This window comes from Variovorax boronicumulans, assembly GCF_029892485.1.
GTDB lineage: Bacteria > Pseudomonadota > Gammaproteobacteria > Burkholderiales > Burkholderiaceae_C > Variovorax > Variovorax boronicumulans_B.
The window spans coordinates 275,666-289,818 of the sequence record NZ_JARXVG010000004.1 but is presented as its reverse complement, the minus strand read 5'-3'; the positions used below and the strand labels follow the sequence as shown (position 1 = coordinate 289,818).

Genomic DNA, 14,153 nt, shown 5'->3' with positions numbered 1-14,153 from the left:
TGCGGCCTCATTGTCGGGTCTCACCCCCGCCGGCCAGCGTCGCGATGCGCACCGGCGACAGCGGCGGCCGCGGCGCGGGCGGCGTCCAGCCGAAGAGAAACTGCGCCGCATCGCCGCACACGCGGCCCTGGCAGGCGCCCATGCCGCAGCGGCGGTGGAGCTTGGCGTCGGTCCAGCCGGTGCAATTCGCGAGCGCGGAGAAGGGCACGTCTTCGCAGCGGCACACGAGGGTGTCGGGCTGGGGCATCTGCCGGATCTCCGGGGCCAGTGCGAAGCTGCGATGCAGTTGCGCGGCGAAGGCATCCCAGCGCGCGCGCTCGCTTTCATGTTGTTTCGCGGCGCGCTCGTTGCCGACGGCGGCGTAGCCGGCGATGGAACCTTGCGCGAGCGCGCGTTCGCTGCCGCCGAAGCCGGTGCATTCGCCGGCGGCGTAGATGTCGGGCAAGCTGGTGAGCTGCCGCGCGTCGACGGCCAGTGCCTGCGCACCTTCGGCCGCGAGGGCGCAGCCGAGCAGGCGCCCGAGCTGCACGTTGGGCGTGAGGCCGAAGCCGCAAGCTACGCGGTCGCAGGCGATTTCCACTTCGCGGCCGCCTTGAAGAAGCCGGACCGATTCGACCTGCATATCGCCTTGCACCGACACGATGCGCGACGAGGTGCGGTACTGCGGATCGGCCAACGTCACCGACTGCGCGGCCTTGCCCGGCCAGCGCCAGAGGTTCGCGGCAAAGCCCGCGACGGCGATGAGCGTGGCCTGCTCCGCGATGCGCACGACCTTCGCGCCCGCCGCGCGTGCAGTCGAAGCAGCGGCGAGCAACAGCGGGCCGCTGCCCGCGATCACGATGCGCTCGCCTTCGACGGGCAGGCCGGCCTTGATGAGGGCCTGCAGGCCGCCCGCGCCCGTCACGCCGGGCAGTGTCCAGCCCGGAAAGGGCAGCAGCAGCTCGCGCGCGCCCGTGCAAAGGATCAGCTTCTTCCACCGCATGCGCCAGCCGCGTTCGGCGTCTTCGAGCAGCAGTTCGTTGGGCGCGGGCGCGGCGATCACGCGCGTGCCGCTGCAGACGCGGATGTTGGCGTGGCGCGCGAGCGCATCGCGCCATTTGCGCGCAGTCGCGGGCAGCGATGCGCCGGGGCCGTCGCGCCAGATCTGCCCGCCGGGCATGGGGTTGTCGTCGATCACGACGATGGACGCGCCGCTCGGCGCGGCAGCGACTGCCGCCGCCATGCCGGCAGGGCCCGCGCCGACGATCAGCACATCGCAGTGTTCGAGCGCGGTCATTCCGAGGTCTCCACGCGCATGCCTTCGCCGCAGACTGTCTGGCAGGCGAGCCTGCGCCGACCGTCGATCAACACGCGGCATTCCTGGCACACGCCCATGCCGCAGAACGGCGCACGCGGCTGGCCCGCGACGGAGATGCGCGCAACGCCCATACCGCCGGCCACGTGCAATGCGGCGGCGACCGAGCTGCCCGCCTTCACGCGCACGAGGTTGCCGTCGATGTGCAGCAAGGTGTGACTGCTCATTGGGGCACCCTTGGCGCTGCGCGCCTTCCCGCCAGGCGGGAGCGAGCTTGCTTGGGGCGGCCCGGCGCGGCGCTCATGCCAACTCCAGCAGGCCACGCGGCGCATAAGGCGCCGCATCGAATTCAGGTTCGGTGCCGGTCATCAGCGCCGCGAGCAGATGCGCGCTGCCCGGCGCGGTGGTCACGCCCAGGCCTTCGTGGCCGACGGCGAGCCAGAGCTTCTCGCGCCACGGGTGCTTGCCCAGCAACGGCAGGCCATCGGGCGAAGCGGCGCGCATGCCGGTCCACGAGCGCACCGCATTGAGGTTCGCGAGCCCCGGCAGGTAGTCCAGGGTGCGCTGCAGCATGCGCGCGAGCATCGGCGCTTCGACTGCGGGGTCGGTGGTGTCGAACTGGCGCGAGGAGCCGATCAGCAATTGCCCCGTCGGACGCGGTTGCACGTTGAACGCCACCGAATCGCCGTCGCTGTGGTGCGCGCTGGTCACGTAGCCGAGCTCGACGAGCTGGTGATGCACCGTGCCCGGGTAGCGGTCGGTGATCAGCAGGTGGCCCTTCTTCGGGCGAATGGGGAGCTCGGGGCAAAGCGTCGTCGCCTCGATGCCGTTGGCCAGCACGATCTGCGGTGCGGTGCGGCGAGTGCCGTCTGCGAGGCGCAGCGTGCCGTCGTCTTCGATCGCCTCTACCTTCGCGTGCTCGATGCGGATTGCATCGCCGCCTTGTGCGAGCAGCCAGCGTGCGGCGTTCGGTGCATAGAGGATGCCGTCGCCCGGCACTTCGAGCGCACCCGCGAGGCCTGTGCGCAACGCGGGCTCTGCGCGTGCCAACGCGGCTGCGTCGAGCAGGCGGCTGTCGATGCCGTCCGCGCGCAGCCTTTGCTGCTTGCGTTCGGCCTCCGCCATTTCTTCTTCGTTCGCGGCGATCCAGAGCGTGCCGCAAGCGCTGTAGGCGCAGTCTTCGGACATGTGCGGCGCGAGGGCGCGCCATCGCGCCGTCGAATCGCGGCTCAAGGCGAGCTCGGCCGGGTTGTCGTCCATCACCACGAGGTGGCCCATGCCGGCGCCGGTGGCACCGCCAATGCGTGCATCGAGCACCAGCACCTTGCAGCCGGCCTGGGCCAGCGCATGCGCGCAGGCGGCACCGACGATGCCGGCGCCGATGACGATGACGTCTGCGTCCATGCCGGTTGCTAGAGCCGGATGCCCCATCCGAACGGATCGTTGTCGTCGACCAGCAGCGTGGCTTCTGCGCTGATGTGCGCGCGCCCGCGCAGGGTCGGGATGACCTTGTCGCCATCCATCGCGTAGCTGGCTTCGAAGCGGCTGCCGATCACGCTGGCCTGCGTCCACGTCTCGCCCGGCGCGAGCTTGCCGTCGGCAGCGAGGCAGGCGATCTTTGCGCTGGTTCCGGTGCCGCAGGGCGAGCGGTCGTAGGCGTTGCCGGGGCAGAGCACGAAGTTGCGGCTGTCCGCACCCTCATCGTCATTCGCGAAGAGCTCGATGTGATCGATCTCCGCCCCGTCCGCGCCCGTGATGCCCTGTGCTGCGAGCGCCTTACGCAAGGCGGCCGTGTAGTCGGTCAGCGCGGCAAGGTTGTCGCTCGCCACGCGCTGGCCGTGTTCGCTCACCAGGAAGAACCAGTTGCCGCCGTACGCCACGTCACCGCGCACGGTGCCATGACCCGGCAGCTCGACCGCCACCTGGTGCAGGTGCCGGTACGCCGGCACGTTGCGCACGCTCACCGCGCCGTCGGCATGCAGCGTCGTCGTGACCGTGCCCACGGGCGTCTCGATGCGGTGCTCGCCCACGCCGATGCGCCCCATGTGCGCCAGGCTCGCAACCAGCCCGATGGTGCCGTGGCCGCACATGCCCAGGTATCCGGCGTTGTTGAAGAAGATCACGCCCGCGGCGGCGTCGGGCGACACCGGCTCGCACAGCAGCGCGCCGACCACCACGTCGCTGCCGCGCGGCTCGAGCACGGTGGCCGCGCGCCATTTGTCGTGCTGATCGGCCAGCAGTGCACGGCGTTCGGCCATGCTGCCGCCACCCAGGTCGGGGAACCCGCCGATCACAAGGCGCGTGGGCTCGCCGCCCGTGTGCGAGTCGACGATCTGGATGCGTTGCATGGGCTGTCCGTTCAGTAGCTGGCGATAGGGACGGGGGCCGCGTTCTTGAAGGTGAACACCGTGATCGGCGCCTGTTTCATGTTGCCCTTGTCGTCATACGAATAGGTCGCAGCCACGCCCTTGTAGGTGTCCTTGTAGAGCTGTGCGCCCACCTTGTCGGGGTCGATCGAGTTGGCCTTCTTCATCGATTCGCCGATGAACAGCACCTGGTCGTAGTACGAGGCGGCGTAGGCATCGGCATCGGCGTTGAAGCGCTTCTTGAACTTCTCCTTGAACGCGGGGCCGCTCTGCGCCTTCTCGAGGATGGAGCCGCCCTGCGCGCAGTACACCAGGTCGTTGACCGCATCGCCGCCGAGCTTGCCGGTGGCGGGGCTGCAGACGGTGTCGCCGCCCAGCAGCTTGCCGGGCACGGCCAGCTGCTTCATCTGCCGTGCCATCGGCGCGGCTTGCGGTGCATAGCCGCCGAAGAAGATCGCCTCGGGCGCCTTGGCCTTCATGTTGGTGAGGATGGCGGTGAAGTCCACGGCCTTGTCGGTGGTGAATTCCTTGCCGACCACGGTGAGGCCCTGCTTCAGCGCTTCCTTGGTGAACTCTTCCGCGAGGCCCTGGCCGAAGGCGGTGCGGTCGTCGATCACGCCGACCTTCTTCACCTTCAGTTCCTTGGCTGCGTACACGGCCATGCTGGAGCCGATCTGGTTGTCGCTCGCGATGATGCGGTAGAGGTTCTTGTAGCCGCCTTGCGTGACCTTCGGGTTGGTGCCCACGGTCGAGACCATGGTGCCGCCGTCGCTGTAGACGCGCGAGGCTGGAATGGCCACGCCCGAGCAGTACGGGCCCATGACGAACTTGACGCCGTCGTCCACGAACTTCTGCGCCACGCTCACGCCGGTCTTGGCGTCGCACTGGTCGTCTTCGGAGACCAGCTCGAACTTCAGCGTCTTGCCGCCGACGCTGAGCTTCTTGGCGTTGAGCTCCTCGATGGCCAGGCGCACGCCGTTTTCATTGTCCTTGCCCGCGAACGCGTTGGGACCCGAAAGGGGACCGCTGTGGCCGATCTTGACGACCTGCTCCTGCGCACTGGCCTGGCCTGCGATGGCGAGTGCCACGAGCCCGACGCCGCCGATGAATGGAACCATGCTTGCTTTTGTCTTCATGCTTCTTCCTAGGTTGGGACAATGAAAAAAGGGCGGTTATTACACAACCGACTGGTACTGCGCCGGCCGCGTGGCAAGCGCCTTCTTCACGATGTTCTCGATGAAGGCGCGCTCCTCGCCGATGAGCGGCAGACGTGGGCGGCGCATGTGCTCGGTGCCCACGCCGACCAGCAGGTCGATGAGCTTGAGGTTCTGCACAAGCTTGGTCGACACGTCCAGGTGCAGCATCGGCGTCATCCACTGGTAGAGCTTCAGCGCTTCGGCGAACTTGCCGGCCTTCATCAGGTCATAGAGCGCCACGGTCTCGCGCGGGAAGGCGCAGCCCACGCCCGCCAGCAGGCCGTCGCAGCCGAGCGCCAGGCCTTCGTAGGCGAGGTCGTCCACGCCCAGGAACAGCTGGTAGCGGTCGCCCACCGTGTTGCGCAGGTCGGTGATGCGGCGGATGTTATCGGTGCTCTCCTTGATCGCGGCGATCCATTCGCAATCGGCCAGCTCGACCATGTGCTCGGGCTTCAAGTCCACGCGGTAGGCCACCGGGTTGTTGTAGACCATGATGGGTTTCAGCGCTGCGTTGGCGATGGTGCGCACGTTGAGCATCGCCTCGCGCGCGTCGGCCACGTAGATCACCGAAGGCATCACCATGAAGCCGGCCACGCCGAGCTTGTTGGCGCCGTCCACGTAGCGCAGCGCCTCGCGGGTGCTGGTCTCCGACACGTTGGCCAGCACCGGGATGCGGCCGTCGGCGGCTTCGAGGGCGATTTTGGCGACCTGGAGTTTTTCTTCCAGCGTCAGCGTGCTGGCTTCGCCGAGCGAGCCGCAGGTGACCAAGCCGTGGATGCCGTTGCGGATCTGGAAATCGATGTGGCGCGCAGTGCCCTCGGCATCGATGCTTTCGTCGGCGTGGAACTTGGTGGTGATGGCGGGGAAGATGCCTTGCCAGCGGGGATTGCTCACGGGTTGCTCCTAGGGAATGACGGTGGGAAAGATCCGCACTTTAAATATATTAAGGATATATCGTCAAGATACCTGCGATGAATTGACCCGCTTGTTTCATCGGTGTTTGCCCTGCCATCGAAAGGAATACCGGTGCGACAGACCGGCGTTCCGGCGCCGGCCCCGCCGAGGGTCAGTCGATCTTCGCGCCCGACGCCTTCACCACCGCCCCCATCGCATCCCAATCCGCGCGCAACAGCTTCTGGAACTCTTCGGCACTCTGGCTGCGCGGCTCCACGCCCAGGCGCTTGAAGCGCTCCTGGATCGCCGGGTCGGCCAGCACCTTGTTGGCCGCGGCATTGATGCGCTCGACCTCCGCCTTCGGTGTGCCGGCCGGCGCCAGCAGCCCGATCCACGAATCGAAGGCGTAACCTGGCAGGCCGCTCTCGGCCACGGTCGGCAGCTTCGGCAGGAAGGGGCTGCGCGTCTGTCCGGTGGAGGCGAGCAGCTTCATGCGCGCATCGTCCTGGAAGCCCATCACGCCGATGCTCGAGGAGATGACGGCCTGCACCCGGCCCGCGAGCACTTCGTTGACGGCTTCGCCGGTCGACTTGGTCGGGATGTGCGTCATCTGCAGGCCGGCCTTCGCGAGGAACGACGCCATCGCCAGGTGCGTGGCGCTGCCGTTGCCTGCCGAGGCGTAGTTGTACTTGCCCGGGTTGGCCTTGACCTCCTTGATGAAGTCGGCCGTGGTCGACACGTTCATGCCGCTCGCCACCGCCAGCACGTAGCCCGCGTTGCCCACGTTCGCCACGCCGACGAAATCCTTCAGCGGGTCGTAGGTCAGCTTGTTGTAGAGAAAGCCCGCGATGTTGTGGCTCGCGGCCGCCAGCACCAGCGTGTTGCCGTCGGCCGGCGCGCGCGCCACGATGGCCGCGCCCACGGTGCCGCCCGCGCCCGCTCGGTTCTCCACGATGGCGCTGCCGTTGAGCGCCGCGCCCAACTCGTTGTTGAAGGCGCGCGCCACCGTGTCCTGCACAGCGCCGGTGCCGAAGGGCACGATGATGTGGATCACGCGCTGCTGTGCATGGGCAGCGCCGAAGCTGCAGAGGGCCATGGCGGCGGCAGCTGCAGCCAGCGAACGGCGGGTGAACAGGGTGGAAGTCATCGGGGTGGCCGCTTTCGTCATCGACAGGGAAAGAAAACTCAGGTGCCCGACGGCAGCCAGCGCTGCACCAGCTTCACGAAGTAGCTGGCACCGATCGGGATGATCTCGTCGTTGAAATCGAACGAGGTGTTGTGAATGATGCAAGGGCCGGGCCCGTGGCCATCGAGCCGGTGGTCGCCGTCGCCATTGCCCAGGAACGCATAGCAGCCGGGCCGCGCGAGCAGCATGTGCGCGAAGTCCTCGGCGCCCATCACGGCGGGGAAGTCGTCGGTGACCATGTCGTCGCCCACCACCTCGCGCATCACGCCGGCGGCAAACCGCGCCTCGGCCGGATGGTTCACCGTCGGCGGCGAGGAGCGGTTGAAGTACACCTCGGCCGTGCAGCCATGCGCCGCCGCCACGCCCGCCGCCACTTCGCGCAGCCGCGCCTCGATCTTGTCGATGGCCTCGATGGAGAAGGTGCGGATCGTGCCGCCGACCGTCGCCACATCGGGAATCACGTTCGGCGCATCCGATCCCTGCAGCTGCGTGACCGCCAGCAGCGCGCGCTCGGTGCTCGGAATGGTGCGCGCCACGATGGTCTGCAGCTGCTGCGCGAGCGTGACCACCGCGGCCACCGGATCGATGCCGGTGTGCGGCATCGAGGCGTGCGTGCCGCGCCCGTGCACGGTGATCTTGTATGTATTGCTCGACGCCATCAGCGCGCCTTCGTTGAGCGCGAAGCGGCCCACGTCGCCGACCGGAAAGTTGTGCAGCCCGAAGACCGCGTCGCACGGAAAGCGCTCGAAGAGGCCCTCGTCGATCATCTTCTTGGCGCCGGCCTTGCCCATCTCCTCGGCGGGCTGGAAGATGAAATGCACGGTGCCGTCGAAATCACCGGGCCCCTGCTGCGACAGGTGCCAGGCGGCGGCCAGCAGCATCGTCGTGTGGCCGTCGTGGCCGCAGGCGTGCATGCGGCCGGGGTTGGTGGACTTGTGGGCGAAGTCGTTGGCCTCGTGGAGCGGGAGTGCGTCCATGTCGGCGCGCAGGCCGATAGTGCGCTTGCCGGTGCCCTTGCGCAGCACACCGACCAGGCCGGTGCCCGCAATGCCGCGGTGCACCTCGATGCCCCATTCGGTGAGCAGGTTGGCGACCTTCTCGGAGGTGCGGTGTTCTTCGAAGCCCAGTTCGGGATGGGCGTGGATGTCGCGTCGGATGTCGACGAAGCGGGCGGCGTTGCTGGCGAAGGCGTCAACGATGTTCATGGCGGGTGGGGGCTGCAGGGAGTCGTTCGAAGCGAACGATTCTGGCGCAGCCGCCCGCCGGGCGCACGCTGGTTTGCTCCGGGTGACCGGAGGATCAGCCCAGCCGGCCTTCCTGCCGCAGCTTGGCGCCGATGCGCCGGATCTCGGCCTCGCCCTGCTCCAGCGTCGTGCGGCTCGTGTGCACCGAGTAGTGGCCCATCACCAGGTCGTGCGGATGCTTCACCGCCGAGCCGAGCACGAACGACGTGTCGCCACGGGCCGTGAAATCGATGGCCTCGCCGGACTCCTCGAACACCGCGAGTTCGCCGGCAGCGATGGGGCCGCCGGTGCTGTCGCCCGCGTCGAGCCCGCCGCCATCGACCGCGACCCAGCCGACCGTGTGGCCGGCAGGCGGCGTGTAGCGCCAGTGCTCGCCGTCCTTCAGTTGCACGGCCAGATAGTTCATCGAGGCTGGCGCCGGGATGGCGCTCTGCGCCGCGCCATGGCGCCCGAGCAGCACGCGGGCCGGGCCCTCCTGCGGCACCTGCGAGGGCGTGAAGTAGGTGCTTTGCGCTGGCGCGTTTTCTTCCGAAGCCGGCAGGGCCACCCAGAGCTGGAACCCGCGCATGCGCTTGACGCCCGGCACGGGTCCGCCCGTGTGCCACACGCCGTTGCCGGCGCGCATCCACTCGACGCCACCGCCGTGCAGCACGCCCTGCTCGCCGGTCGAGTCTTCATACAGCGTGTCGCCTTCGATCAGCCAGGTCAGCGTGGCGATGCCCGAGTGCGGATGCATGCCGAAGCCCTTGTGGCCGCCATCGGTGTCGAGCTTGAACAGGTCCAGGAACACGAAGGGTTTCAGGAACTCGCCCAGGTCGCCCGGGCTCATGAGGCGCGTGATCGGCCCCTGTTGCGAGCCGCGCGTGCGGTAGACGATGGCGCGGGCCTTCGTCGCGACTTCAACTGCGGTGGTCATGCGGCCTCCCTTGCTGTCTTCAGCGCTTTGGTCCACCACGCGAGGTCGTCCAGCATGCCGTTGGCCGCCTGCGCGAGGTGCGGGAAGTCATCGAAGGTCTTGCCCTGCTGCCAGATGCCCAGGAACTCGACCATGCCGATGTGCACGGCGTTGCGCACCGGCGCCATCTGCATCTCGACCGCGACCAGTCGCAGCTGCTCCACCGCGCGCGCCGCGCCCACGCCGCCGTAGCCCACGAAGCCGATCGGCTTGCGGATGAACTCCTTGTAGGCCCAGTCGATCGCGTTCTTCAGTACCGCGCTCGGGCCGTGGTTGTATTCGGGCGTGACGATGACGAGGCCGTCGAAAGTGGCCAGCTTGGCCTGCCAGCGCTGCGCGGCTTCGTTCTTCACCGGACCCCAGGCGGGCGCACCGGCTTCGTTGAAGAAGGGCAGCGGATGGTCGCGCAGGTCGACCAGCTCGAAGGCGAGGTCGGTGCGCTGCTTCGCGAGCTCGTGGATCCACTGCGCGGGCTTCTCGCCGAAGCGGCCTTCGCGGGTCGAGCCGATGACGATGCCGATGAGCGGCTTTTGCTGTGAGGTCATGGGGTACTTGCTCCTGAATGGGGTGGAGAAGAGGGATCAGGCCGTCGCCGCAGACAGCCGCGACATGGGCCGCAGCCGCCACGCCACGAAGGCCGAGAGCAGCATGAGAACGATCGCCGGCACGGGGTTGCCGCCGATCAGCACGAGGTGGGTGGCCGCGCCGCAAGCCATGGTCACGGCCAGCAGCAGGGCGCCTAAGAAGCCTGTGGCCGGCACGAGCAGCAGCAGCGCGCCGCCAACCTCGACCACGCCGGTCACATAGCGGAACCACTGCCCGAAGCCGATGGCATCGAACACCTGGACCATTTGCGGCACGCCGGCCAGCTTGGCGGCGCCGGCCGCGCCGAAAGCCAGCGCCAGGAGGATGCGAACGCCCCAGACGATGCGGCGCTGGAGGGGAGAAAGAGAGGATGAAGTAGTCATGGGCACAAGGTTAGGGTCGCACCCATTGATCGACTAGACGGTAGAGTCGGATTGCACTCGTCCACGAATCGAAGGAATAACCCCATGCTCGACCTCAATCACATCGCCATGTTCGTGCAGGTGGTGCGCCACGGCAGCTTTGCCGAAGCCGGCCGCCGGCTCGGCCTGCCGCCCAACACGGTGAGCCGGCGCATCCAGGAGCTGGAGGCGCAACTGGGCACGCGGCTGATGCAGCGCTCGACCCGCAAGCTGACCCTCACGAGCGCCGGCCAGGCCTTTCACGAACGCTGCGCGGGGTCGGTGGACGGGCTGGTCGAGGCCGGACAGGCGCTGATCACCGGCAGCCAGGAACCGAGCGGGCTGGTGCGTGTGGCGGCGACGGCGGATTTCTTCGATTTCTTTCCGATGGCGTGGGTGGCGGACTTTCTGGCGGCGAATCCGCTGGTGCGCGTCGACTTCGTGCTGAGCGATGCGAAGGCCGACCTGATCGGCGATCAGATCGACGTGGCGTTCCGCGGCGGGGACCTGCCGGATTCAGGCTACGTCGGCCGCAAGTTGTTGGGGCCGCGCACGGACGGGATGGTGGCGAGCCCCGCGTACATCGCCGCGCGCGGAGCGCCGGCGACGCTGCAGGACTTGGCGGATCACGACTGCGTGACGGCGGCGCACCCCAGCGGGCGGGCGACATGGCGGGTGACCGGGCCGGAGGGGGTGGATGAGGAAGTGCAGGTCAGCGGGCGCTTCAGCGGAAATACGGCGCAGGCACTGCGCAAGGCTGCGATTGCTGGCCTGGGCATCGCACTGCTGCCGCCGTCGATGGGGCGGCTGGATGTGGAGGCGGGGCGGCTGGTGCCGGTGCTGCCGCAGTACCAGCGCACGGGGCACGGGTTGAGCGTGCTGTATCCGAGCCGGAAGCACCTGCCGCTGGCGGTTTCGGCGTTCATCGGGATGGTGTTGGAGAAACTGAGTGCGGTCGAGACGCTGCCGGATGCGTTTCGGGCGGGGAAAGCCTAGCTTCGACGGTGAATCGATTTCCACAGAAAATGCCCCGATGAAAATCGAAAAAGACACCGTCGTCACCATCAAGTACAAAGTCTCCGACGCCCAGGGCAAGCTGATCGAAGCCAGCCCCGAGCCGATGGCCTACCTGCATGGCGGCTACGAGAACACGCTGCCCAAGATCGAGGAAGCGCTCGACGGCAAGGAAAAGGGTTTTCAGACCGTGCTGAACCTCTCCCCAGAAGACGCCTTCGGCCAGCGCGACGAGGCGCTGGTGCGCACCATCCCCAAGACCGAATTTCCGCCGGGCGTGAAGGTGGGCGGACAGCTCCAGGGCCGGCTCGACGACGGCACCGAGCACGTCTTCACCGTGACCAAGATCAAGGGCCCAGTCGTGCTGCTCGACGGCAACCATCCCTGGGCCGGCAAGGCGCTGAAGTTCAGCCTCCAGGTGACGGACGTTCGCGCGGCGCTGCCGGTGGAGATCGAGCACCGGCATGTGCATGGTGCGCACGGGCACCATCACTGACCTGCAGCCCAGGTCATGGATTTCCCGAACGCCTCCAACATCTCCAGCGTTTTCGGCGTCGTCGCCCCGGTGCTTATCGGGGTGGCCTTCCTCTGGGTGGTGTTGAGAACGGAGTCGAGGCATGTACTGATCAGCCGCCTGTGGCAGCTGGTCCACGGGAAGCAGGAAATTTCAGACCCGCAGGTTCGCGCGTTCGTTGACGAACAAACAAGCCTGATTTCCTTCCGCATGTTTGCAGGCGTCCCTGTTGCCAGCCTGGAGGAAGCGCATCAGCTGATCGAATGGACGAAGCGGAACGGGGTGCAGATGCGCACGCTGAGCGTGTGTGGCGAACTCTTCGATACGGCGCTTCGCCAGGTCAAGGTTCACAAGCTGCCGTCCCGTTTTTCGCAGGGTTGGAGACTTTTCGGTTTTTTCACTTCCGTGCTGATCGGCTGCCTCAGCGTGATAGGTGTCTTCTCCTCTCAGTCGCTTCTTTCGCTCAAAAGCACGGAGCGGTACTTCTGGGCCAGTCCGACGGAGGTAAAGCCACTCTGGCCGCTCAGAGCAGCGGCGCTTGACATCACGCACTGCTCGCAAACTGTCAGCGCGAACGCCTCTCGAACGACGTTCAGCGAACAGGAAGTCGGCATTCTTTGCGATGTCCTGAAATCGGCGACCGCGCCTGAATTCATGAAGAAGACGCTGAGTGATCAACGCTGGTCGCTGATACTGCTGATCGCTTTCGCCCTGTGGTTCTCATGGCTCGGCCTGTTTGCATGGGCCGCCGGATTCGCCGCTCACAACCTGGCAAAGCGCCGCATCGATCCATCGCTCCCCGGATCTCAATTGAGCTTGGATCTGAGCAGCTAGCTGCCCTTCTTCCAGAACCGCGGCGCCTCTTCGATCCCGCCCAGCGTCTTGCGGCATGCCTTCGCATGGACCGCATGCCGCGCACTGAACCATCCCACTGCAAACCACGCGCGCCCATCGCGCGCCGTGGCTTCGCGGTAGAGCGCGAGCGCGACGGCTTCGTCGTTGAACTCGCCCAGTGCGTCCTGCGCGGGGCGCAGGTGCTTCAGGTAGCGCTCGGCGGCTGACGACGACTTCCCCTCCGCATCGAACAGCGGCGCGACGAACTCGGCGAGGTAGCGCAGGCGCTTGAGCCGCTTGCGCACGCGGTGCTGGTCTTCGGTGGGCAGGGATTCGAAGCGCTTTCCGTCGCGCACAGCCTGCTTGTGCAGATGCTGCAGGCGCTTGCGCAGGGTGCGGCGGGCGTCGCCGGCATTCATCATCGGCGCCGGGGCGGACGGGGTTGCGGCGGCGTCTTCGGCATCGGACTTCGGCGCGGGCGCTGCGGGCGTCGCCGCGGTGAATCCGATCAGCGAAACCAGCGCCGACTGGAACGCCGGCGCACGCACCACATCGCCGGGCGACCGCACATCGGCCGTCGCGTCGTCATCGCCCGCCAGCGGATCGAACACCGGCGCGCCGGCTTCACGCAGTTGCGGCTGCGCCAGCTTCACCACCTGTTCGCGGTCGCGCAGCTCGCCGAGCGCGCGGAAGGCCTCGATCAGCGGCGGCTCCCATCCGGCCGCGTCGAAAGGACCGGGACTCGCATCGAGCCCCGCCAGTTCCCGCAGCGCGGTGCGCAGGCGCCGGAGGCCGATGCGCAGTTGATGGATCTGTTCTTCGTCGGTGCTGCCCGCTGCGATCTCGCTGGCGTTGGGCAGCATCTGCGCGAGGCACGACGCGACCACGGCTTGCTGAATCGCGCGGCCGTCGAGCTTGTCCTGGCCTTCGGGAAAGCGCGGCGTTTCGGCCTTCACGGCCGGCACGACTTCGACCTTCGCCAGCAGCCGCGCGCCGCGCTCGGCCTTGGACACGGTGCTGAACCACAGCCCGTGCTGCTGCGACCACCGGCGCGCAAGCGACACGAGCCCCTGCACCTCGCCGCGCTTGAGTTCGAGTTCCAGCTCGCACACGGGCGATTCGCATTCGTCGGGCGTGCCCGCGTAAGCCACGACCTTGCCGACATCGAGCGCCATCTCCACGACCGCGCCGCCGGCCCCCGTGACACGCACATCGCGCGTGAGCCGCACGATGTCGGTGGACTGCCGCTCGACCAGCGGCGCGCCGCTCGCGGCCAGCACCTTCGCGAGCCGGTCGCCCACGGGCGTGCCCTGGTGGCGTTGCGGGTCGATGGCTGGCGATGCGCCGCCCGTGGCGCCGAGATCGACGTTGTGCTCCAGCCGGTGCAGCGCGTTGTCGCCCGTCGCCTTGACGGTCTGCACCCAGCGCCGTCCCTCCTTGCGCAGACGCAGCACGATGCCCTGGCCGGCGAGCGCCTGGTCGGCGGTGTCGAAATAGCGGGCCTGCAGGCGGGTGCGCACCACGGTGCCGCGCCGCAATGCGGCCTCGACGGCCTTCAGCCGGTCGCCGGGGATCTGAAACTTGAACTCGATTTCCATGGCGGCCATGATGCCCCGCCTTTTTTCAGCCCTGCGCAATAACCCGGTCCTGAAAGGCGATCAGACATGGTT

15 protein-coding genes are annotated in these 14,153 nt (G+C 67.7%); 3 read left to right on the top strand and 12 right to left on the bottom strand.

What is annotated here, in order from left to right:
* Positions 1-7: 7 nt before the first annotated feature.
* From M2282_RS11815 to M2282_RS11765, 11 genes are all read right to left on the bottom strand, one after another.
* On the bottom strand, positions 8-1,276 hold the full coding sequence (locus M2282_RS11815) for an FAD/NAD(P)-binding oxidoreductase (protein ID WP_280808979.1): 1,269 nt from the start codon (positions 1,274-1,276) through the stop codon (positions 8-10).
* A complete protein-coding gene (locus M2282_RS11810) occupies positions 1,273-1,521 on the bottom strand; it encodes a (2Fe-2S)-binding protein (RefSeq protein ID WP_280808978.1) in 249 nt (82 codons plus the stop codon). The genes M2282_RS11815 and M2282_RS11810 overlap by 4 nt, the downstream gene beginning before the upstream one ends.
* Positions 1,522-1,594: 73 nt before the next feature.
* Complete coding sequence (locus M2282_RS11805; protein WP_280808977.1) at positions 1,595-2,698, bottom strand: NAD(P)/FAD-dependent oxidoreductase; 1,104 nt, start codon at positions 2,696-2,698, stop codon at positions 1,595-1,597.
* An 8-nt stretch (positions 2,699-2,706) separates the two neighbouring features.
* On the bottom strand, positions 2,707-3,642 hold the full coding sequence (locus M2282_RS11800; RefSeq protein WP_280808976.1) for a 4-hydroxyproline epimerase: 936 nt from the start codon (positions 3,640-3,642) through the stop codon (positions 2,707-2,709).
* Between the two features lie 11 nt (positions 3,643-3,653).
* Entirely contained in the window at positions 3,654-4,796 is a 1,143-nt protein-coding gene (locus tag M2282_RS11795; RefSeq protein WP_280808975.1) for a branched-chain amino acid ABC transporter substrate-binding protein, read from the bottom strand.
* Positions 4,797-4,835: 39 nt separating this feature from the next.
* Positions 4,836-5,750 (bottom strand): dihydrodipicolinate synthase family protein, encoded by a 915-nt coding sequence (locus M2282_RS11790; RefSeq protein WP_280808974.1) that lies wholly within the window; start codon positions 5,748-5,750, stop codon positions 4,836-4,838.
* A 172-nt stretch (positions 5,751-5,922) separates the two neighbouring features.
* Positions 5,923-6,897: a tripartite tricarboxylate transporter substrate-binding protein gene (locus M2282_RS11785; RefSeq protein ID WP_280808973.1), complete on the bottom strand. Its 975-nt coding sequence runs from the start codon at positions 6,895-6,897 to the stop codon at positions 5,923-5,925.
* Between the two features lie 38 nt (positions 6,898-6,935).
* A complete protein-coding gene (locus M2282_RS11780; protein ID WP_280808972.1) occupies positions 6,936-8,141 on the bottom strand; it encodes a M20 aminoacylase family protein in 1,206 nt (401 codons plus the stop codon).
* Positions 8,142-8,235: 94 nt separating this feature from the next.
* Positions 8,236-9,096, bottom strand: coding sequence for a pirin family protein (locus M2282_RS11775; RefSeq protein ID WP_280808971.1), 861 nt, complete (start codon positions 9,094-9,096; stop codon positions 8,236-8,238).
* On the bottom strand, positions 9,093-9,680 hold the full coding sequence (locus tag M2282_RS11770) for an NADPH-dependent FMN reductase (protein WP_280808970.1): 588 nt from the start codon (positions 9,678-9,680) through the stop codon (positions 9,093-9,095). The genes M2282_RS11775 and M2282_RS11770 overlap by 4 nt, the downstream gene beginning before the upstream one ends.
* A 36-nt stretch (positions 9,681-9,716) precedes the next feature.
* Positions 9,717-10,103 (bottom strand): DoxX family protein, encoded by a 387-nt coding sequence (locus M2282_RS11765; protein WP_280808969.1) that lies wholly within the window; start codon positions 10,101-10,103, stop codon positions 9,717-9,719.
* An 84-nt stretch (positions 10,104-10,187) separates the two neighbouring features.
* On the opposite strand from M2282_RS11765, the gene M2282_RS11760 reads away from it, so the two are divergent.
* Genes M2282_RS11760 through M2282_RS11750 form a run of 3 tightly spaced genes read left to right on the top strand, consistent with a single transcriptional unit; the run spans position 10,188 to position 12,483 of the window.
* A complete protein-coding gene (locus M2282_RS11760; RefSeq protein WP_280808968.1) occupies positions 10,188-11,117 on the top strand; it encodes a LysR family transcriptional regulator in 930 nt (309 codons plus the stop codon).
* Between the two features lie 37 nt (positions 11,118-11,154).
* Positions 11,155-11,631 carry an FKBP-type peptidyl-prolyl cis-trans isomerase gene (locus M2282_RS11755; RefSeq protein WP_280808967.1) on the top strand — a complete coding sequence of 159 codons (477 nt, stop codon included), beginning with the start codon at positions 11,155-11,157 and terminating at the stop codon, positions 11,629-11,631.
* Positions 11,632-11,646: 15 nt separating this feature from the next.
* The gene (locus M2282_RS11750; RefSeq protein ID WP_280808966.1) at positions 11,647-12,483 is read left to right on the top strand and encodes a DUF6216 family protein; all 837 of its coding nucleotides are present in this window, start codon (positions 11,647-11,649) and stop codon (positions 12,481-12,483) included.
* Here M2282_RS11750 and M2282_RS11745 read toward each other — a convergent pair.
* Positions 12,480-14,090, bottom strand: a complete 1,611-nt coding sequence (locus tag M2282_RS11745) for a CYTH and CHAD domain-containing protein (RefSeq protein ID WP_280808965.1) — start codon at positions 14,088-14,090, stop codon at positions 12,480-12,482. The two genes, M2282_RS11750 and M2282_RS11745, sit on opposite strands and share 4 nt — an antisense overlap.
* Between the last annotated feature and the right edge of the window lie 63 nt (positions 14,091-14,153).